Source organism: Massilia niabensis, from assembly GCF_042655085.1.
Lineage (GTDB): Bacteria > Pseudomonadota > Gammaproteobacteria > Burkholderiales > Burkholderiaceae_D > Telluria > Telluria niabensis.
Genome location: NZ_JBHSMU010000002.1, coordinates 512 through 21,571 on the forward strand (window position 1 = coordinate 512; position 21,060 = coordinate 21,571).

General features: G+C 65.2%; 17 protein-coding genes. 4 read left to right on the forward strand and 13 right to left on the reverse strand.

The annotated features are described in order from the left end of the window. Window positions 1-306: 306 nt before the first annotated feature. The 3 genes from ACFPN5_RS00125 to ACFPN5_RS00135 form a co-directional block, all read right to left on the reverse strand. Window positions 307-1,470, reverse strand: a complete 1,164-nt coding sequence (locus ACFPN5_RS00125) for a porin (RefSeq protein ID WP_379778790.1) — start codon at window positions 1,468-1,470, stop codon at window positions 307-309. Between the two features lie 250 nt (window positions 1,471-1,720). Next, entirely contained in the window at window positions 1,721-3,244 is a 1,524-nt protein-coding gene (locus tag ACFPN5_RS00130; protein ID WP_379778793.1) for a DUF3482 domain-containing protein, read from the reverse strand. Then, window positions 3,241-4,722, reverse strand: coding sequence for a DUF2868 domain-containing protein (locus ACFPN5_RS00135; protein WP_379778796.1), 1,482 nt, complete (start codon window positions 4,720-4,722; stop codon window positions 3,241-3,243). The genes ACFPN5_RS00130 and ACFPN5_RS00135 overlap by 4 nt, the downstream gene beginning before the upstream one ends. Before the next feature lie 236 nt (window positions 4,723-4,958). Here ACFPN5_RS00135 and ACFPN5_RS00140 point away from each other — a divergent pair, with 236 nt between their 5' ends. The 4 genes from ACFPN5_RS00140 (at window position 4,959) to ACFPN5_RS00155 (ending at window position 11,260) form a co-directional block, all read left to right on the forward strand. Then, window positions 4,959-7,265, forward strand: coding sequence for a glycogen debranching protein (locus ACFPN5_RS00140; protein WP_379778798.1), 2,307 nt, complete (start codon window positions 4,959-4,961; stop codon window positions 7,263-7,265). Window positions 7,266-7,580: 315 nt separating this feature from the next. Beyond that, the gene (locus ACFPN5_RS00145) at window positions 7,581-9,653 is read left to right on the forward strand and encodes a sigma-54-dependent Fis family transcriptional regulator (protein ID WP_379778801.1); all 2,073 of its coding nucleotides are present in this window, start codon (window positions 7,581-7,583) and stop codon (window positions 9,651-9,653) included. A 27-nt stretch (window positions 9,654-9,680) separates the two neighbouring features. Further along, window positions 9,681-10,298: a cytochrome b gene (locus ACFPN5_RS00150; protein WP_379778804.1), complete on the forward strand. Its 618-nt coding sequence runs from the start codon at window positions 9,681-9,683 to the stop codon at window positions 10,296-10,298. Then, entirely contained in the window at window positions 10,295-11,260 is a 966-nt protein-coding gene (locus ACFPN5_RS00155; RefSeq protein ID WP_379778806.1) for a beta-propeller fold lactonase family protein, read from the forward strand. The genes ACFPN5_RS00150 and ACFPN5_RS00155 overlap by 4 nt, the downstream gene beginning before the upstream one ends. Here the strand turns inward: ACFPN5_RS00155 and ACFPN5_RS00160 are convergent. The 10 genes from ACFPN5_RS00160 to adh all read right to left on the reverse strand — a co-directional run bounded on the left by ACFPN5_RS00160 (window position 11,253) and on the right by adh (window position 20,927). Then, complete coding sequence (locus ACFPN5_RS00160; RefSeq protein ID WP_379778809.1) at window positions 11,253-12,281, reverse strand: ATP-grasp domain-containing protein; 1,029 nt, start codon at window positions 12,279-12,281, stop codon at window positions 11,253-11,255. The two genes, ACFPN5_RS00155 and ACFPN5_RS00160, sit on opposite strands and share 8 nt — an antisense overlap. Window positions 12,282-12,329: 48 nt before the next feature. Continuing rightward, on the reverse strand, window positions 12,330-13,256 hold the full coding sequence (locus ACFPN5_RS00165) for a hypothetical protein (protein ID WP_379778812.1): 927 nt from the start codon (window positions 13,254-13,256) through the stop codon (window positions 12,330-12,332). Then, window positions 13,253-14,164, reverse strand: a complete 912-nt coding sequence (locus tag ACFPN5_RS00170; protein WP_379778815.1) for a substrate-binding domain-containing protein — start codon at window positions 14,162-14,164, stop codon at window positions 13,253-13,255. Before ACFPN5_RS00170 ends, ACFPN5_RS00165 begins: the two co-directional genes overlap by 4 nt. Next, window positions 14,161-14,580 carry a c-type cytochrome gene (locus tag ACFPN5_RS00175; RefSeq protein ID WP_379778818.1) on the reverse strand — a complete coding sequence of 140 codons (420 nt, stop codon included), beginning with the start codon at window positions 14,578-14,580 and terminating at the stop codon, window positions 14,161-14,163. Before ACFPN5_RS00175 ends, ACFPN5_RS00170 begins: the two co-directional genes overlap by 4 nt. Before the next feature lie 112 nt (window positions 14,581-14,692). Continuing rightward, entirely contained in the window at window positions 14,693-16,531 is a 1,839-nt protein-coding gene (locus ACFPN5_RS00180) for a methanol/ethanol family PQQ-dependent dehydrogenase (protein ID WP_379778821.1), read from the reverse strand. Between the two features lie 211 nt (window positions 16,532-16,742). After that, window positions 16,743-17,096: a hypothetical protein gene (locus ACFPN5_RS00185; RefSeq protein WP_379778824.1), complete on the reverse strand. Its 354-nt coding sequence runs from the start codon at window positions 17,094-17,096 to the stop codon at window positions 16,743-16,745. 120 nt (window positions 17,097-17,216) lie between these two features. Next, entirely contained in the window at window positions 17,217-17,822 is a 606-nt protein-coding gene (gene gfa / locus ACFPN5_RS00190) for an S-(hydroxymethyl)glutathione synthase (RefSeq protein WP_379778827.1), read from the reverse strand. Window positions 17,823-17,863: 41 nt separating this feature from the next. Next, the gene (locus tag ACFPN5_RS00195) at window positions 17,864-18,970 is read right to left on the reverse strand and encodes an S-(hydroxymethyl)glutathione dehydrogenase/class III alcohol dehydrogenase (protein ID WP_379778830.1); all 1,107 of its coding nucleotides are present in this window, start codon (window positions 18,968-18,970) and stop codon (window positions 17,864-17,866) included. Continuing rightward, entirely contained in the window at window positions 18,967-19,386 is a 420-nt protein-coding gene (locus tag ACFPN5_RS00200; RefSeq protein ID WP_379778833.1) for a DUF779 domain-containing protein, read from the reverse strand. The genes ACFPN5_RS00195 and ACFPN5_RS00200 overlap by 4 nt, the downstream gene beginning before the upstream one ends. A 20-nt stretch (window positions 19,387-19,406) precedes the next feature. Further along, complete coding sequence (adh, locus tag ACFPN5_RS00205) at window positions 19,407-20,927, reverse strand: aldehyde dehydrogenase (protein ID WP_379778836.1); 1,521 nt, start codon at window positions 20,925-20,927, stop codon at window positions 19,407-19,409. Window positions 20,928-21,060: the final 133 nt, after the last annotated feature.

Consider the following 21,060-nt stretch of genomic DNA (forward strand, 5'->3'; position numbering starts at 1 on the left):
CGCTGTTCGTAGCGCACTTTCGACACACCCAACTACTCCATTTCGTTGACCGTTTCGCAGCACTACTGCAGCAGGAGGCGCATCATAGCAAAGCTGTTTATGCGCCGCAAGTGCTTAGCATTAATTTTTAAGCTGACATTAAGAGCGCCTAACAAAACCTTCAGAGCAAGGCGCGGCGACGAAGACAGTACGCCTGTACGGCGAGGAGCTGCAACGCAGCTATGGAGGTTTTGTTAGGCGCTCTAAGTGTTGGGAGGACCGGCCACAAACCTCATGGCCGCGCTCCCCATTCCCTTCGGCCGTCCATCAGAAGGCGAAGAACCCGCCAAGCGATACGCCGTTCATCTTGTCGCGACCGCCGCCAAAACCTTTCGAGCGCGTTTGCCCGCCCTCGGCTACCAGCGTAATCGCACTGTTGAGGGCGTAATAAGCGCCGACGGTGATGTTCCGGTTCGACTCAAGGCCACCGGTGCCAACGGTATTGTCGTCATTCTCGCTCATGCCATAGCTGAGGCCGACCTTGAGCTTGTCCATCGCCTGGTACGTGCCTTGCGCGAGGAAGTGGGTGGTGCGTACACGGCCCTGGTCGGCGTCCGACAGGATGCCCAGCCCCCTGCCGCGCTGGACGTTGAGCAGCAGCCCGACCGGCCCGGCTTGGTACAGCGCACCCGCTTCGATTCCGCGCAGAGTCAGGTCAGGGGTGCCGGGCAGCTCCGGCTCGAGGCGCTGGCTTTTGACGCCGATCCAGGCTTTCAGCTCGCCTTGGGCCATGGCCTGTTGAAAAGTCAACTGCGCCTGGTACTGCGGCGTCGAATCGGCCGAATAAGCGGAGCCGGCCACGACAGGCGTGTCGGCCACCGGGCTCATCAAGCCAATGTCGACGGTGAGTCCGTTCCCCATTGCCGGCGTACTGTAGGCGATCTGGCCATACTGGCCGAAATAAGCGTAGCCGGCGCCGATGTGGCCGAGCGCAACACGGCCGCGCTGGGTGGCCTGTACCGGTGCGCCCACGCCCATCAGGGTCATGTCGTTGAGGATGGGGTGGGAGCCAAAGATGCCGTTGTCGCGCCCCAGCTTGAAGGTGCCGAGGCCGGCATTGCCGAAGGTGAAGAAGGCCTGGCGGACGTCCACCTCGCTGTTCTGGGAGATGGCGCTGTCGGTGGCGGCGTGGACGTAGATGCCGATCAGCGCCTTGATGTCGTAGCCGCCCTGTGTCGACGAGGCGGAAGTGACCAGCGCGCTGGGCAGCAGGCCGTTGCCAATCGTGGTGCGGCTGTCCTTGCCGCCGCAGCCGAGCGCCTGGCCGCCCAGCGCCAGCCCGCCGACTTCGCCGCCGTTGCAATCCACGAAGGTATAGTAGGCGTTGACGTTGCCGCCCACCGACACGTTCCAGTCGCCTGCCTTGATGTCGACAGCCAGTGCCGGCTGCATGCATGCCGCCAACGCGCCCAGTGCAAGAATCTTCTTCATCGCCATCTCCTTGTTCGGTCGTTATGGATGTGCGCATCGGTCGATGCTGCCCAAGGCGAGGGCAAGACCCGTGCCCGGCGCTTACGGGGCATAGCGTGCATTGCCGCGTTCGCTGTGCTGTGCCGTATCGGATCAAGTGCTGGGTTATCTGTGCAATTTTGGACCGTTGCCGGGAAGAGAGAGGCAAAAAAATGACGACCGCAGTCGTCATCATGGGCAAACGGCCTGCCCGGGGTAAACGCCGAGAGCGTCAGGCGGCAGGCCTGGCCACGGCCTCTGGCTCCTTGCGCGGCAGCGCGGCCGCCGCACCCGGATACAGGCGCAGCAGCGTGGCGTTGACAACCGGCTCGACAACGTTGAACAGGCGCGCGCTGGCGGCGCCCAGGTCGGGTGCGGCGCGCACTTCCTGCCACAGCGAGGCCATGCCGTCCTGCGCAGCCAGCGCCGCCTCGACCTCGCTCTGCCAAAAGGCCGGCGCCTCGCCTTCGACATAATTGCCGCGCCCGCGCCCGAAGTGGGCGACCGCGAGGTAACGCAGCACGGCGCCCACCAGCAGCGTCTGCAGGAAGGCGTCGGCAAACTGCACCGTTGGCTTGTCGCGGTCGAACCCCTGGTTGAAACCCCAGGCGGCGCCGGCCATCGTCAGGCCGCCGACGATGGCGCCCAGCAGCGCGCCGGCGCCCATCGTCAGGCCGCCGGCGGCCAGGTCGGCCGACAGCCCCGTGGCCGCGCCGGACACCACCGCACCGATCAGCCCGGCCTGGGCCTTGTCGATCGGCGCCTTCACGGCGAAATTCTCGCGCACGCGCATGTTGATCGTGGTGGCCTGGCCCGGGTCGATCTTGTGCAGGCTGAGCATGCGCATCGTCGTTTTATTGATCTCGCCGTTCAGGCGCTCGACCAGTGCGGCCATCGCCGCTTCCTGCCGCTTCTGCTCGTCCTTGCCCAGGCCGACCGCCGCGAGCGCCGAGCGGAACATCCCGCGCGCCTCTCCAGGCACAGGCTCGCTGTCGCGCGCCGCCGCCGCCACCTGCTCGGCCGTCATGCGCAGCGCGCTGGCGTAACGCTGCCGGTTGTTGGCCTCCCAGGCGGTGCGCAGGCGCGCATAGCCAGGCTGCTTGGCCGGGTCGATCAGGGGCGCGACCGCTTCATAGAACACGTGCTCGTGCACCCAGCAGCGGGCGAACGCATCGAGTGCCAGCACCTCGCGCACGACCGGAAAGCGCGCCAGGTGCCCTTTCCACTCCTGCTGCTCGGCGCCCTCGGCGGCGCCGGGACGCGGCGGCCCCATCTGGTTGAGCAGCACCACGACCGGCTTGCCCAGCCACTCGAGGATGTTCATCTCTGCCGGCAGGTAGCCGGCATCGCCCGGCGCCTCCGAGGAATTGACGAGATAGAGTACGACATCGGCCTCGTCCTTGGCCGCGCGCAAAGCCTGCTGGCTGAGCCAGAACGGGCGGTCGCGGTAGCGGTCGAACACTTCGCGCAGGAACCAGCCGATCGGGTTGCCCGCCATGGCGAGGCGCTTGAGCAGGCGTACCGAGTCGCCGAAGCCCGGCGTGTCCCACAGCAGCAGGGTGTCGCCAGCAGGGCTCGTCTGCAGGGGGTGCGCCTCGGCGAAGGTCGTCACGTGGGCGGCGTCGCGCACTTCGCCCACGTCGGCGCCGACCAGCGTGCGCGCAAGCGTGGTCTTGCCATTGTTCGTGTGCGACACCAGGGCGAACTGGATTTTGACGGCGAGCTTGCTCATGTCGTCGCTCATGTGGTCGCTCATCGCAGCTCCGGCAGGGCCAGGCCCGCGCCAAGTTCGATCGGCCGTTTGGCGGGATCGAGCAGGTTGACGACCGTCGCGGCAACACCATGGAAGCTGCAGAACTGGCGCCACAGCGCGATGCGCTCGGTAATACGCGCCTCCAGGCCGGCCTGGCCGGCGCCGCGCTCCACCAGGCTCGACTCGTCGAGCAGCACGGCCACGCCGCGTTTACTATGGCGGCCAAGGTAGTCGAGGAAGGCGCCGTGGTTTTCCTTTTCCGGCGTCGCAGACAAGCTGAACAGGGCTGCGGTCACGGTCACCCCGGCCTCATCCAGGCTGCCCTCGCCGAGTGCCTCCTTCGGCTCTTCGCCGTAGGGCACCGTCGGGCGCAGCAGCACGCGCGCCTGGGCCCCGAGCGCCATCGCGGCCACGGTCCACAAACCGCGGTCGCGCGCCTCGTCGAGCGTAAAACTGTAGGGCAGCACGCGCAGGGTCGCGGCGGTACCGGCGCCGATGCTGTCGGCCAGCCGGCGGAAATACGGATGCTCGAGCTCGAGCGGAAAGCGCCTGGCCAGGCGGCGCGCGCGCAAGGCGGCAAACAGGGCCAGCAGCAGCCGCGGCAGCACGACCAGCAGCAGGATCGTCGCGCCATACAGGTGCACCCAGCGCTCGCCGCCGACGGCCGGGGTGCGGGCGCTGAAACGCAGCGCCTCGATCTCGGCCAGCGAAAAGCCCTGCAGGTAAGGGATGAGCGTCAACACCGGCAGGAACAGCCAGGACAGTAGCGTATGGACCTGGCCGGCATCGAGGAAGGTGCTTTCCCAGCCGGCGACGTATTGGGTCAGGAGCCCGCGCCAATACAGCGACAGTACCGCGCCCAGCGCAAAGGCGGCAGCTGACAGGTGCACGGTGCGCGACAGGCGCGCGCGGGTCAGCGGTTCGCTCAGCACGGCCCACTCTTCCAGGAAGTTCGCCAGGCCGCGCGACAGGGGGCCTGGCAGCTTGCGCGGCAGTGCCGCCTTGCCGACACTCAGGCGGTGCAGCAGGCCGGGCCGCGCCCAGCCGGTCTTGCGGCCGGGGATGACTGCCCGGACGAGCAGGACCAGGTAGACCAGCAGGTTCCAGCCAATGATGAACAGGAGCGGGGCCGAAAGCAAATCGACCCGGTGCGGATCGGCGATCCGGTCCAGCAGGAAGCCGGCAACGAGCGCAAGCAGCGGCAGCGCCAGCCAGACGCCATGCAGGCCGAGCCCGCGCTTCTGGAAGGTGGCGAAGGCCGGGATGCGCTCGGCCAGGCGCTTGAGGACCTGGTCCGAGCGCTGCTGGAGGAAATGGTCCTGGGTGGCCGCGCTCTTGCTGTCGGCCGCCTGCCATGCCGCCAGCTCGCGTGCACTGCGGCTGGCGTACTTGCGGTCGTCCTCGCTCAGCACCTCATGGGCCGTGTCGGCGCTTTCGATCGAACGTACCAGCACGACACGTCGTGCAACCTGCTCATTCATGCTCGTCTCGTTTTATTGGATTGGCAACATCGCATTTGGATTGTGCCAGATTGAGGCCTGGCCCGACGCCACATGTCTGCGTCAAGGGATCGTAACAAAACTACTCATACACGATTGACTTCGGCAAGGCCGAGGGGTAGCGTCTCCGGGGTGTATTGATGAGCTACATGGAAGAGGTAGCGAAAGTACATTTTATGAACAAATACTTATAAAACAAACAAAAGACGGAGACTGACATGCAACTGCAACGCAAACTGTTGGCGGCACTGCTCACCGGCGCCCTCGCCGCTACCATGGCCAGCGTACCAGCCTGTGCCGCGATCAACCCCAACAAGCTCGGCGCCGCCTACGACGCCACCAAGGCCAACGTGACCTTCAAGGTGTATTCAGGCAAAGCGACGCGCATCGAGCTCTACCTGTACAGCACGGCGACCGGCACTGCCGAAAAAGCGCGCTACGTGATGACCAACACGAACGGCGTCTGGTCCGTGACGATCCCGACCACGACCCTCAGCAGCCAGGGTTTAGGCGGCACCCTGTACTACGGCTACCGCGCCTGGGGGCCGAACTGGCCCTACAGCGCCAGCTGGACCAAGGGCTCGAGCGTCGGCTTCATCAGCGATGTCGACGCCGCCGGCAACCGCTTCAACCCGAATAAACTGCTGTCCGATCCGTACGCGCTCGAGCTGAGCCATGACCCGACAACGCCGACCAACACCAATGGCACCATCTACGCCAGCGGGGCGCTGTACCGCAACATCGACAGCGGCAGCCTGGCGCCCAAAGGCATCGTGCTGGCCGGCGACACCCAGTCGGTCGGCGTCAAGCCGACCCGCGCGCTGAAGGACGATGTCGTCTACGAAGCCCACGTGCGCGGCCTGACGATGAACGACACCAGCATCACGGCCGCCTACCGCGGCACGTATAAAGGCGCGGGCCTGAAGGCGGCCTGGCTGGCGAGCCTGGGCGTGACCGCCATCGAATTCCTGCCGGTGCAGGAAACCCAGAACGACACCAACGACAACGACCCGAACAGCAACAGCGGCGACAACTACTGGGGCTACATGACCCTGAACTATTTTGCGCCGGACCGCCGCTATGCCTACGACAAGACGCCCGGCGGCCCGACCCGCGAGTTCAAGGAAATGGTGAAGGCCTTCCACGACAACGGCATCAAGGTGCTGGTCGACGTAGTCTATAACCACACCGGCGAAGGCGGCGCCTGGTCGTCCACCGACAAGACGACCTACAACATCACCAGTTTCCGCGGCCTGGACAACCCGACCTATTACAGCCTGACCTCGGACATGCAGAACTCCTGGGACAACACGGGCGTCGGCGGCAACTACAACACGCGCAACCTGGTGGCGCAGAACCTGATCATCGATTCGCTCGCCTACTGGCGCGACAAGCTGGGCGTCGACGGCTACCGGTTCGACCTCGCCTCGGTGCTCGGCAACACCTGCCAGCACGGCTGCTTCAACTTCGACAAGATGGATGCGGGCAATGCGATCAACCGCATCGTGGCCGAACTGCCGCCCCGGACGGCGGCCGGCGGCACGGGCGTCGACCTGATCGCCGAGCCGTGGGCCATCGGCGGCAATTCCTACCAGGTGGGCGGCTTCCCGAGCGGCTGGGCGGAATGGAACGGCGGCTACCGCGACGTCGTGCGCCAGGCCCAGAACAAGCTGGGCAGCGCCGCGATCACGACCGGCCAGATGGCGACGCGCTTTGCCGGATCGAGCGACCTGTACGGCGACGATGGCCGCAAGCCCTGGCACTCGGTCAATTTCATCACGGCGCACGATGGTTTTACCTTGAAAGACCTGTACAGCTGCAACAGCAAGAACAACAACCAGGCCTGGCCCTGGGGGCCGAGCGACGGCGGCGAAGACAACAACAACAGCTGGGACCAGGGCGGCATCGCGGCCGACCAGCGCAAGGCGGCGCGCAACGGGATGGCGCTGATGATGCTCTCGGCCGGCGTGCCGATGATCGTCGGCGGCGACGAGGCGCTGCGCACGCTCAACTGCAACAACAACCCCTACAACCTGGATTCCTCGGCCAATTGGCTGGGCTGGACCCGCACGACGGACCAGAACAACTTCCAGGCGTTCACGAAAGCGATGATCGCCTTCCGCAAGGCGCACCCGGCCCTGCGTCCGGCCAATTTCTACTCGAGCGTGGACAACAACGGCAACGTGATGGAGCAGCTGCGCTGGTTCACCCCGAGTGGTGCCGTGGCCGATGCGACCTATTTCAACAATGCGGCCAACCATGCGATCGCCTGGCGTATCGACGGTACCGAGTTCGGCGACAGCGCCTCTGCCATCTATGTGGCGCATAACGCCTGGAGCGCGCAGGTGAACTTCACGCTGCCGTGGGCCGGCACGGGGAAAAGCTGGTATCGCGTGACCGACACCTGCACCTGGGCCGAAGGCGCCTCGCAAGTGCAGGCGCCGGGTACCGAGGTGCTGGTTGGGGGCGAAAACACGAACTATGGCCTGTGCGGCCGGGGTACGCTGGTACTGATCGCCAGGTAAACGGCTTCTTTTGCTGTGATCGGGTGGCGCGCGCAGCGCCACCTTAACGACCTCTTCCAGGAACTCCACCATTGACCACAGTTGGCGAGGAATGTTCCCGCTGATCGAAGCATTGCTGATGCCGCTCTGTACTGCGCCAAAGTAAGGCGTATGCAGAGTGGGCAGGTGTTAAAAAATATGGGAAACCGTTCGACAATTAGCTAGTAGAACGGTGTATTCTCCACAACAAATCGGGTGTCCAACTCATATAACAGTCCATAAAGTGACAGTGGCCAGCGCCAGCGCGCGGCGCTAGTCACGGACCCAGGAGACAGCATGTCGAAGTTTGCCGTGGAACACGTCAAGCGCGTCCATTCGGTCGTCCACGACCGGATTGGATCGGATCGGGTTGGAGCCAACCGGATCACCCGGTCCTGGATCCGGTGTCTCAACGAATACCAGCTCGACCCCGGCAGCTGCGCCGACCCGGAAGTGGTCGCGCCAGTCGAATTGCAGGAGCGCCAGGAACGGCTCGCCGACGTGCAAGCCGTCGCCAAGGTCGAGATGGCGAACCTGTACCAGCAGCTGGCCGGCTCGGGTTATGCGATCATGCTGACCGACAGCGAAGGCGTCCTCCTCAATTACTTCGGCGACCCCGGCTTTACCCATGCCGCCTCCAGGACCGGCCTGATGCAGGGCGCGGTGTGGAGCGAGCGCGTGCAGGGCACGAACGGCATGGGCACCTGCCTGGTCGAGCGCCGCCCGCTCACCGTGCACCAGGACGAGCACTACCTGTCGCGCAATATCGGCCTGTCCTGCGCCGCGGCCCCGATCTTCGACCATGGGGGCGAGCTGGTCGGCGTGCTCGACGCGTCCGGCGAATCGCGCCTGGCCCAGCAGCACACGCTGGCCCTGGTCAGCATGTCGGTGCAAATGATCGAGAACCGGGTGTTCCTGCACCAGTTCCGCCACGACTTCATCCTGCGCTTCCACAACCGTCCCGAGTTCGTCGGCACGCTGAGCGAAGGCGCCATTGCGCTCTCCGTGACCGGCACGGTGCTCGCCGCCAGCCGCGCGGCCCTGTCCCTGCTCGGCTACAGCAGCCCGCTTGATGTCGTCGGGCGCGACATCTGCGAACTGTTCAACCTCACCTTCTCCGGGCTGGTCGACAGCAGCGTCAAGCGCGCATTCCACCCGGTGCCGATCTTCGAAGTGCGCAGCAACGCCCGCTTTTTCGCGGTGGTCTACCAGCCGGTGGCATTGGGCAGTACGCGCCGCCCGCAGCGCAGCAGCGCGGCACTCCCCGAACCCGTGCCGCGCACCGCGCTCGACGCGCTGCAGCTTGGCGACCCGGCCATGCGCGCCAACATCGAGACCGCCAAACGCGTCATGGAGCGCAACGTGGCCGTCGTGCTGCTGGGCGAAACCGGCACCGGCAAGGAACGCTTCGCGCGGGCGATGCACCTGTCCGGCAGCCGCGCCAGCCGTCCTTTCGTCGCCATCAATTGCGCGTCGATTCCGGAGTCCCTGGTCGAGAGCGAACTGTTCGGCTACCGGTCGGGCGCGTTCACCGGCGCCAGCAAGGAGGGGCAGCGCGGCAAGCTCCTGCAAGCCAATGGCGGCACCCTGTTCCTCGACGAGATCGGCGACATGCCGGTCGCGCTCCAGGCGCGGCTGTTGCGCGTACTCGAGGAACGCGAGGTGGTGCCGCTCGGCGGCGAAGTGCCGGTCAAGCTCGACATCCGCCTGATCAGCGCTACCCATTGCGACCTCGCCCAAAAAATCGAGAGCGGCGCCTTCCGCGAGGATTTGTACTACCGGCTGCAAGGCGTCACCTTCACCCTGCCGCCGCTACGCGAACGCGTCGACCGTTGCGCGCTGATCCGCCAGCTGGCATTCGAAGAAAGCGATGCCGGCAGCCCGGTCGAGCTCGACGACAGCCTGATGGCCCTGCTGGAGCGGCAGCGCTGGCCCGGCAATCTGCGCCAGCTGCGCCACCTGCTGCGCACCATGATCGCGCTGCGCGAAACGGACCGCCTCACCGTGCATGACCTGCCGCCCGAATTCCGGCACAACCTGGCCGGCAGCGGGACGGTTTCCGGCACGGCAACGGGTATGGCGCACGGCATGAGCACGGCTGCCGTGCCCGGTACCGGGCCGGCCTCCATTCATGCTGCAGCGCCTGCCGGCACGATGGACGCCGGAGCGGACGCCAAGGCGGAGGCCAAGGCTGAAAACCGCCTGAATGCGTTCGAATGCGCGGAACGCGAGGTGTTGCTACAGGAGCTGAAACGCCACCAGTGGAACCTGAGCGGCGTGGCCCGCGAACTCAACATCAGCCGCAACACGCTGTACCGCAAGCTGCAACGCCTGAATATCGAGCATCCCGACAAATCGCTGTTCCATTGAGCCATGAATGCCCCGATGGATGGAGCCATGCAATTCCCGAAGCAGGCCCCGGCGCAGGTCCCCCTGCCGGCGCGCTATACCGGTACCGCGATCGCCCTGCACTGGCTGATTGCGCTGCTGCTGCTCGGCCAGTTCGCCTTCGGCCTGATGCTCGAGGACATCCCGCGCGGCACGCCGGAACGCAGCTATTACGTCAACCTGCACAAGAGTAGCGGCATCGTGATCGGCCTGCTGATCCTGCTGCGCCTCGGCTGGCGCCTGACGCACAAGCCACCTCCCCTGCCGGCTTCGATGCCGTCCTGGCAGCGCCGCGCCGCCCGCGTCAGCCATGTCGCACTGTACGTGTGCATGCTGGCGATGCCGCTGTCGGGCTATCTGGCATCGAATTTCAGCAAGCACGGCGTCAAGTTCTTCAATGTGGTGCGCTGGGCGCCCTGGGGACCGGACGACAAGGCCCTGTACGCCTTTTTCAACGGCGCGCACCACCTGTTCGCACTGCTGCTGGCCGTGCTCGTTGCCATCCACGTGCTCGCGGTCGCGAAGCACACGCTGGTCGACCGCGACCGCCTGCTGCTGCGCATGTGGCCGTGGCGTGGCGCGCCTGCCGTTGACACCTCTTTCAAACCGCCTGTGGAGACCCGATGACCATCCTGCCGATCCACCACCTTGCCGCCGCCATGGCGCTGGCTTCATCCCTTGCCACGCTGCCCTCGACCGCCCTTGCCGCGCCACTGGCCTATGTACCGAACGAAGGCTCGGGCACGATTTCGGTGATCGACACGGGGAGCGACCAGGTGGTGGCGGAACTGCCCGGCGGGTCCAAGCCGCGCGGTCTTGCGCTCGGCCCGGACGGACGCTGGCTGTATGTCAGCGACCAGCCGAACAACCGCCTGCAGCTGGTCGAGCTGGGCGCCCGCAAGCTCGGCCCCACCGTAGCGCTGGGCGAGTCGCCCGAAGGCGTCTCGATTTCCCCGGACGGACGCTGGGTGGTGGCCGCGATCGAGGGCAAGAACGAGATCGCCGTGACCGATACCCGCACCAATGCGCTGGCGTTTTCCATCCCGGTGCGCGGCAAGAATCCCGAACACGCGGTGTTCAGCCCGAACGGTCGCCTGCTGTTCGTCAGTGCCGAGGAAGGCGACGCCGTCGACATCATCGATTTTGCCGCCCGCAAGCAGGTGGCCCAGATCGCGGTTGGCGCACGCCCGCGCGGCATCGGCTTTTTGCCGGACAGTAGCCGCGCCTATGTCGCCGCCGAAAATTCCAACGAAGTCTTCGTCATCGATACCGCCAATTTTGCCGTCGTCACCCGCATCAAGGCCGGGCTACGCGCCAACGGCATCGCCGTGCACCCGAGCGGCAGTGTCGTCTACGTCTCGAACGGCGGCGACGCCAATGTGTCCGTGATCGACACGAAGAGCAACCAGGTAGTGGCGACGGTGCCGGTGGGCCAGCGCCCCTGGAACATGGCGCTCACGCCGGACGGCAAAAAACTGTACGTCGCCAACGGCCGCTCGCACAACGTGAGCGTGATCGACACCGCCAGCCGCACCAAACTGCGCGACATCGCGGTCGGCAAGCTGCCCTGGGGTGTGGTGATCAGGTAGGGGCGCTGGGCTCGAAGCTGCCGGCGTCGAAGCTGCCGGCGTCGACACTGCCGACATCGACGCTGACCACGCGCCGCCTGGTGGGCAGGGCCGGCATCGCCGGCCCCTTCAACAGGTCGATCACCAGACCGGCCGGGTTGCAGCCGATCGAGGCATGCAGTCCCGCATAGGCCGCGGTCAGGCGCGGATTGACATCGAGCACCACGGCGCCACGATCGGTGAGGATGATGTCCACGCCGACATAACCCCACAGGGTCGGCAGTGCGGCCGCCACCTGCTGCGCCAGGCGCTCGAGCGCGCCGTCGGCATCGATCAGTCCATTGACGGTACTGCCCAGGAAATGGAAACGGTTGTCATGCACCACCACGCGCTCCTGGTTGCGCGCCAGCAGGCGCGCGGCGCCGTCGCAGCAGAGCAGCGATAAACTGCCCAGCTTCCCCGCGACAAAGGGCTGCAGGATATAACCTTGAACTGCGCTGGTGCGGATCCATGCGAGCGCGGCGGCGCGATTGCTGAACAGGCGGGTGTCGACGCAGCCGGCGCCGTCATCGGGCTTGACGACCCATGCGCCCTCGCCTGCCGGCAGGGCGGCGTGTGGCCGATAGGTGGGCACAGTCGGCACCCCGCCCTCGGCCAGCGCCCGCGCCACCTTGAATTTGCTTGCGGCGACCCGTACCGCACCCGGTGCACTGCCCAGCAGGATGCGCTTGCCGCGCAGGATGTCGCGCGACAGGTTTTCCAGCAAGCCGTCGGACTCCGGCGCCAGCGGCCACACCGCGTCCGCCGTCTGCACGCAGGCAGCGAAGCGCTCGGCGAAGGACGGACCCGGGGGTGCAAGGCCCGGTCCGGGCCCGCGCAGCGTCGCCATCGTGCACACCTCGACACCCGGCACGGTTTCAAGGTCGGCCACCAGGGCATCGATCAGCATTTCACCCTGCTGCGTGAATGCGCGCGGCAGCGCGCGTGCCGTCTGCCCGCCCTCCATCACGTAATCGAAAGCAAACACTTTCAAGGGCGCCATCGTCTGACTCCGGCTGGTTCGATATCCAGGCATGCGCCGAACCGACGATCAACCCCGCGGTTCGGTGACCTTGACCAGGGTGAGCGTCTCATCGATGACGGGTAGTGCCGTGCCTGGCTCAGCCTTGCCGGGCTGCCTGGATGCCTTGGTTGCCGGCGTTGTTGCCTGGGTTGCTGCCGGGCCGGCGGCACGCCGCGCGGCAGCCCCGGCGGACGCTGCCCCGGGCTTTGCCGCATCCGGCGCCGCCGTGCGCGCCACCACCGTGCCCGGCGCTGGCCCGCTTGCTGCATTGGCCAGCGTGGTGCTGACCCGGTACACGCCGCCGGGCACATCATCGCTGAGAACGAAGGTATAGGTCTTGCGCACATAGTTTTCGAAGCGCGCATGCAGCGGATCGTCCAGGTAGGGCTGGATACGCACCGCCTTTGCCTCCACGGCCTTGCCCCCGTAAGTGATGCGCTGCGGCGTCACCTTCGCACCGTTGGCCAGGGCGAGGCGGATGCGTTTGCGAAAATACCCGACCGACCCGCCGGTCAGGCGCTTCATCTCGGCGATGTCGCGCTCGAGGAAGCCGAGCAGCACCGGGTTGCCGTGCGCGTCGTCCACTTCCGGCAGGGCCTGTTTGCGCGCGCCGGTCAGGAAGCGCAGCACGGCGTGCAACTGTCCCTTGTTGCGCGAAACGTCGAGCTGGACGCTGTCGGTAAAGGCGGGCTCGACGTTGCTCTGCCTGCGGAACTCATAGACCAGGGTGGTCGGCGCCTTCATCCGCGCCAGGTGATCGGTCTCGAACAACAGGACTTCGGCAGGCGAAATGGGTTGGGCGCAGGCCGGCCCGAGCGTGCACAGGGCCAGGAGCGCCGCGCCAAGGCGGGAGCCAGGGCGAAATCCCGGGCGGGACCTACGGCAGCGATCGCGTTCTCGCCTTGGCGGCTTCCACGCCACGAGCTGTGGCGTGCTGCTTGCCGGAATGCTCATGGTTTCCTCGACGGTTGCGAAGCGGCTGCCACTGCGGCCTGCGGTTCGAGCAGCGGCACGCCATATTGCGTGAGGATGGCGCGAATCTTCCCCTGGTTCGCGGCGATCAGGCCGTCGATACGCTGGCGGAAGTCCTTGTCGGCATGGCGCACCCCCATCGCGATCTCGAAATCGAACTTCAGTCCCGGCTGGGGGGCCAATGGAACGGCGACGATCGGGGTGGCCCCGGTATTCCTGGCGAAATAGCCGGCAATCGGCCCCCAGGCAAACGCCACGTCGATCTTGCCCCCGGCCAGGTCCTTCTCGATGATTTCACCCGGATACTGGTCGGCGTCGCCGGTCTGGCTCTGGTACCACTCGACCTGTTCCATCAGGCCGTGTTGCAGCAGCCAGTCGGTGACGGGCGAACCCGCGAAGGCGCCGAAGCGCAGTTTCTTGCGTTGCCCGGCATCGAGCGCCAGCAAGTCGTCCAGGCTGCGCACCCGGTCCAGTCCCTTGCCCTTGACATAGGCCATGGCGTAGGTGGACCGGTAATACGGGCGCGTGGTCGCGGCCATGTCGAAGCCCTTCGGGACGCCAATGACCAGGTCGCACTTGAAGCGGTCCGAATTTTCTTCCTTGGCACGCAGGGTGTTGCGGATGAAGCCCATCCGCTGGGGGAACCAGGTGTACTCCAGCTTCCAGCCCAGTTCCTGCGCCAGCAGGGCGGCGATCTTGTTCTCGAAGCCGGCCTGCGCGCGGTTCGACAGCGGCAGGTTGTTCGGGTCCTCGCAGACCCGCAGCACCTTGTCCTGGCCGGGTGGGGGGGCGTCCTGGGCGCTTGCCGGGCTGCCCAGGCAAGCCAGCGCACAGGCGCCGCCCGCCAGCAGTGTTCGCCAGCGCCTCGTTCGGCACGGCCGCCAGTTCATTTGCCCATCTCCTGGAGCCGGCCGGGCTGGATGGCGCCATCCGAGCGTCCCTTCAGGTAGGCGTACAGGCTGTCGATGTTTTCGCTCACCATCTTGCTGGTATCGAAATTCGGCATGCCCTTCTCGATCCGCCCCTTCAGCACGGCAGCCTTGAATTCGTCCTTGCTGAGTACTTTCAGGCTGTCCACCAGCGACGGGCCGACCATGCCTTCCTGCGCGGCACCATGGCAGCGCTCGCAGGCCATGGCTCGCCAGGTTTTCCAGCCGCTCAGGGTGTGCGCATCCACCTTGTTGCCTTCCACGACCTTGTAGGGAGCATTATCGGCGGCGACGGCAGGGGCCGACACCAGTCCAGGCAGGGCGGCCAGGGTCCAGCAGGTGGCCGCGGCCACTGCGTTTTTCGTGAGTCTGTTCATATTTATTCCCGGGAAACGAGGCACGGGTGCCGGCGCCTGGGGCCGGCCCCCGTTTTCAACAGTTTTCAATACAATCTGCCCGGCCAGCCTTGGCGGCGCGCCGGGCGGCTGCTTACTTGCGCATGGCCGTGGCTTGTCCACCCACTACGCGGTCCGGCAATGCAAACACCGTGAGTACGCCACCGAGCTCGGTGTACTTGGCCAGGTCCTTGTAGCCACCCACCGCGCCCAGGCCCTCCGTGCCCTTGGTCAGGCCCGCCGCCAGGCCGATACCAGCCCATCCGCCAATACCCGACAGCACGCCGATGTACTGCTTGCCCTTGTATTCCCAGGTATGGACGTTGCCGATGATCCCGGACGGCGTCTTGAACTTCCACAGCTCCTTGCCGTTGAGGTCGACCGCCTTGATGTGGCCTTCCAGGGTGCCGTAGAACACGACGTCGCCGGCGGTGGAGAGCGCCCCGCTCCAGACCGAGAACTTCTCGGGCTTGGACCAGACGATCTTGCCGGTGCCGGCATCCCAGGCGATGAAGTTACCCAGCCCGCCGTGGCTGCCCGGCGCCGCATACATCGAGAGCGTCGCGCCGACATACGGCTGGCCGGCCGTGTACTCGATCTGGTACGGCTCGTAATCCATGCAGACGTGGTTGGTCGGCACGTAGAACAGGCCGGTCTTGCGGTTGAAGGTCGCCGGCTGCTGGTCCTTGGTGCCGAGCGCTGAGGGGCAAATCCCCTTCGAATTGAAATCGGGACCGTTCTTTTCGGTGCTGTACTTATCCACGACCTGCGGCCGGCCGGTCTTCATGTCGACGTGGGTCGCCCAGTTGACCTTCGGATCGTATTTTTCCGCAATCAGCAGCTCGCCACTGACGCGGTCCATCGTGTAGGCAAAGCCGTTGCGGTCGAAGTGCACCAGCGCCTTTCGTGGCTGCCCCTTGACCTTGATATCGGCCAGGATCATTTCGTTGACGCCGTCATAATCCCACTCGTCGTGCGGCGTCATCTGGTAGACCCATTTCGCCATCCCGGTGTCGAGGTCGCGCGCGAAGATGGTCATCGACCACTTGTTGTCGCCAGGGCGCTGGCGCGGGTTCCAAGTGCTCGGGTTGCCGGTGCCGTAGTACATCAGGTTGGTCGCCGGGTCATAGCTGTACCAGCCCCAGGTAGTGCCGCCGCCCAGTTTCCACTGGTCGCCCTTCCAGCTTTTCAGCGAGGAGTCCGGCCCAATCGGCGCCATCCTGCCGTCGGTCCAGGTCATGGTTTTCGCAGGATCGACCATGAGTTCGTTGTCGGGTCCCGTGCTGTAGGCTTTCCACAGCACCTTCCCGGTGTTCATGTCGTGCGCCGTGACGCGTCCGCGCACCCCGAATTCGCCACCGCTGATGCCGGTGATGATCTTGTCCTTGAAAACGTGGGGCGTATTGGTGGTGGTTTCGCCGATCTTCGGATCGCCCACCTTGTTCTTCCACAGTTCCTTGCCGGTCTTGGCATCGAGCGCCACCAGCGTGGTGTCGGCCTGCTGCAGGAAGATCTTGCCATTGGCGTAGGCAACGCCGCGGTTGACCGTGTCGCAGCACATTACCGGGATCACGGTCGGATCCTGCTTCGGTTCGTACTTCCAGCGGATGCTCTGGTCTTCCAGTGCGATCGCAAACACCTTGTTCGGGAAGGGGCTGTGGATGTACATGGTGTCGCCGATGACCAGCGGCCCGCCTTCGTGGCCGCGCAGCACGCCGGTCGAGAAGGTCCAGGCCACTTGCAGGTCCCTGGCGTTCTGGGCAGTGATCTGCTTGAGCTCGCTAAACCGGTGGTTGGCAAAGTCGCCGGACTGCATTGCCCAGTTCTTTGGGTCCTTGGTGAGCTTTGCCACATCCGAATCGGCAGCCATCGCCGGTCCGGCAGCCAGTGCCAGGCATGGCCACCAGTGGATGAGTCTCTTTGCGAATGACATGATGAAGTCTCCTATGGATTTTTTTAGCGGTCCGACCAGTCGGCCTTGCAAAACCTCAGCGTGGGGATCGCCCCACTCTTACACAGCACATAACATGCCAATGCGGTGCCAGTGACCCGATGGGGCATGGCTGTGACACCTTGTTCAGATTCGAGACAAGTGCTGGTGTGCCTTGTGTCATCCATGACGCAACACCAGTCCCGGCAATGCATCACCGTGGCGCCACATAGCAGGCCTTGTTGGCCTCGGCCTGGATCGCCTTGTACTTGACGGCCATCTCCTTGACCGGTGGCGGGTCGCGGAACACCGCGCCGCGCTCGCCGGCCATGGTCTGGTTGCGCAGGGAGGTCGACATCTCGAGGTATTCCTCGTGCGTCATGGCCTTGGCAATGTGATCGATGACGCAGGAGCATTTGTAGAGGTATTCGTACTTGCTTTCGTGCTTTTGCATGCACTCCAGCACGTACTCCACGCGGCTGCTGGTCGGGAAATCGTTGGCCTGCGCGGCCGGTGTGGCAAACGCGGCAAGCAGGGTCGACAACAGCAGCCAGTGCGATCGCATCATTCTTCTCTCCAGTATCCGGTTATCTCGAAACGCTATTCGCAGGGGTGATCGAGGCCGATGGCCTCAATCACGGGTTCACCGGGCGCCGCCCACCCTGCGTCCTGCTGTAAAGGCCTGCACCTACGCTTCCTGCAGCACCCCGCGCGCCTTGGCGACATGGGTCGAAATGGCATCCATCAGCGCCGGCGACAGCGCATCGTAGGGTGGCAAGCCGAGCTCGGTCAGGCGGGCCCGCACCGCCCCCATCTTCGACGGCGGGAAGCCGGACTCGATAATCGAGGACACGAAGGCGGCAAACTCCGGCGGCGCCCAGCCGCTCTCGCGCGACAGTTCGGTGTGCACGAAGTCGAGGCCATGGAAGGGGTGCGCCGTGTTCTCGATGCGGCCATACATGTGCACGCCGCAGTCGCGGCAGGCATAGCGCTGGATCGTGGCGGAGGTGTCGGCGATGGCGAGCTTGTCGGCATTGGCGGTCACCGTGACCTTGTCGCGCCCGACCACGGCCACCTGGGAAAACAGCGCCCCGGCCGGCTTCCAGCATTTGGTGCAGCCGCACACGTGGTTATGCGCGACCTGGCTCGCGAGTTCCACCGTCACCGGATCGGTGGCGCAGCGGCAGGTCAAGGTGCCGCCTGAAAAGTTGGGCGCGGCCGGCGGGATGCCGTTGTCGACGGCAGGATGGATTTTTATCTGGCCGCCCGCGTCGCTGCTGATGTCATTGCTCATGTTGTCTCTCCCTGTTGGTTGGTCCAAAAAACGTCTTGCGTTCAGTACAGCACCACCGAACGGATCGATTGCCCGCTCTTCATCAGCTCGAAGCCCTCGTTGATGCGCTCGAGCGGCAGGGTGTGCGTGATCAGGTCGTCGATGTTGATCTTGCCGTCCATGTACCAGTCGACGATCTTCGGCACGTCGGTACGCCCGCGCGCGCCGCCGAAGGCGGAACCCCTCCACTGGCGGCCGGTGACGAGCTGGAACGGCCGCGTGCTGATTTCCTGGCCGGCGGCGGCGACGCCGATGATGAAGGACTGGCCCCAGCCTTTGTGGGTGCACTCGAGCGCCTGGCGCATCACGGTCGTGTTGCCGACGCACTCGAAGGAAAAATCGGCGCCGCCGTCGGTCAGCTGCACGATGTGGTCGACAATGTTGCCGACCTGGCCAGGGTTGATGAAATGGGTCATGCCGAACTTGCGGGCCATCTCTTCGCGCGCCGGGTTGAGGTCGACGCCGATGATCTTGTCGGCACCGACCATCTTCGCGCCCTGGATGACGTTCAGGCCGATCCCGCCCAGGCCGAACACGACCACGTTCGCCCCCGCCTCGACCTTGGCCGAAAACACCACCGCGCCGACGCCGGTGGTGACGCCGCAGCCGATGTAGCAGGCCTTGTCGAAGGGCGCGTCCTCGCGGATTTTCGCCAGCGCGATTTCCGGCACCACGATGTAGTTGGAAAACGTCGAGGTGCCCATGTAGTGGAACAGCTGCTGGCCGTCGAGCGAAAAACGGGAAGTCGCGTCAGGCATGAGGCCGCGGCCTTGCGTGGAGCGGATCGACTGGCACAGGTTGGTCTTGCGCGACAGGCAGAATTTGCATTGGCGGCATTCCGGCGTGTACAGCGGAATCACGTGGTCGTCGCGCTTGACCGAGGTGACGCCGGGGCCGGTCTCGAGCACGACGCCGGCGCCTTCATGCCCGAGGATGGCGGGAAAAATGCCTTCGGGGTCGGCGCCGGACAGGGTGTAGTAATCGGTATGGCAAATGCCGGTCGCCTTGATTTCCACCAGGACCTCGCCGGCGCGCGGGCCTTCGAGGTCGACTTCGGCGATGGACAAGGGTTCTCCTGCTTTCCAGGCAATGGCTGCTCTCGTTTTCATGTGGCCTTCCGTGTCGTAAGGGATTGCGGTGAATGTGGTGCGGCGCTCGCCCCGCCCTGCAGCTGGTGCATTTCTTCATCCTCGAACAGGCGCGAGCGGGTGAGGAAGCGTTGTCCCGTCCCGTTATCGAGCGAGAACATGCCGCCATTGCCGGGCACCACGTCGATGATGAGCTGGGTGTGCTCCCAGTAGGCGAACTGTTCGGCGCCCATGTAGAAGGGCACGCCATCGAGGCTGCCGAGGCAGACGTCGGTGTCGCTGACGGCGAATTCGCCAGCCGGGTAGCACATCGGGGCGCTGCCGTCGCAGCAGCCGCCGGATTGGAAGAACATCAGCGGGCCATGGCGCTCGCGCAGCTGGCCGATGAAGGCCAGTGCGGCGGGCGTGGCAACCACCCTTTCGGGTGGGCCGTTCATTGGGCGCTCGGTCTGCATGCTCAGAAAAAGCCCAGTGCCTTCGGGCTGTAGCTGACCAGCAGGTTCTTGGTCTGCTGGTAGTGGTCGAGCATCATCTTGTGGTTCTCGCGGCCGATGCCCGACTGTTTATAACCGCCGAACGCGGCGTGGGCCGGGTACAGGTGGTAGCAGTTGGTCCAGACACGCCCGGCCTGGATCGCGCGGCCGACACGGAAGGCGCGCGCTGCGTCGCGCGTCCACAGCCCGGCGCCCAGGCCATACAGGGTGTCGTTGGCGATGCGCAGCGCGTCGGCTTCGTCCGTGAAGGTCGTCACGGACACCACCGGCCCGAAGATCTCTTCCTGGAAGATGCGCATTTTATTGTTGCCCTTGAACACGGTCGGCTGCACGTAATAGCCGTCTTTCAGGTCGCCATCGATCGACTGGCGCGCGCCGCCGGCGAGCACCTCGGCGCCTTCCTGGCGGCCGATGTCGAGGTAGGACAGGATTTTTTCCAGCTGCTCCTGCGAGGCCTGGGCGCCGAGCATGGTGCTCGAGTCGAGCGGGTTGCCCTGCTTGATGGCCGCGACGCGCGCAAGGGCCCGTTCGATGAAGCGCTCGTAGATCGATTCCTGCACCAGCACGCGCGACGGGCAGGTACACACCTCACCCTGGTTCAGCGCGAACATGGCAAAACCTTCCAGGCATTTATCGAAGAAGTCGTCGTCCGCATCCATCACGTCGGCAAAGAAGATGTTCGGCGACTTGCCGCCCAGTTCCAGCGTGACGGGAATCAGGTTTTGCGCGGCGTAGCCCATGATCAGGCGCCCGGTGCCGGTTTCGCCGGTAAAGGCGATTTTTGCGATGCGTTTATTCGATGCCAGCGGCTTGCCCGCTTCCAGGCCGAAGCCATTGACGATGTTGAGCACGCCCGGCGGCAGCAGGTCGCCGATCAGTTCCGCCAGCACCATGATCGAGGCCGGCGTCTGCTCCGCCGGTTTCAGCACCACGCAGTTGCCGGCGGCGAGTGCCGGGGCCAGCTTCCAGACCGCCATCAGGATCGGGAAATTCCAGGGGATGATCTGCCCGACCACGCCCAGCGGCTCGTGGAAGTGGTAGGCGTAGGTCTCGTGGTCGATCTGCGCAATGGAGCCTTCCTGGGCGCGGATGCAGCCGGCGAAATAGCGGAAATGGTCGATCGCCAGCGGAATATCCGCCGCCGTCGTTTCGCGGATCGGCTTGCCGTTGTCGATGGTTTCCGCCGTGGCGAGCATGGCCAGGTTCTGCTCCATGCGGTCGGCGATGCGGTTCAGGACGAGGGCGCGCTCGGCCTGCGAGGTCTTGCCCCAGGCCTCCTTCGCGGCGTGGGCCGCGTCGAGCGCCAGTTCGATGTCCTCGTTCGTGGAGCGCGCCACTTCGCAGAACGGCTGGCCGGTGATCGGGGTGATGTTGGGGAAGTACTCGCCCTTGACAGGCGCCACGAACTTGCCGCCGATGTAGTTGTCATAACGCTGCTTGAAGGGATTGGCAACGCCCAGCTTGCTGATGTCTGCGAGATTCATGTCATCCTCTTTTTCAGAAAATAGTGTTTGGCCCCTGGGCGTGAACGGCGCCTGTGTGGGTCTGTGTGGCCTGGCTGGCGTTCCGAAACCTTCACACTGCCGTGGCAGCTGTCCCGATCCTGGGACAGGTGTG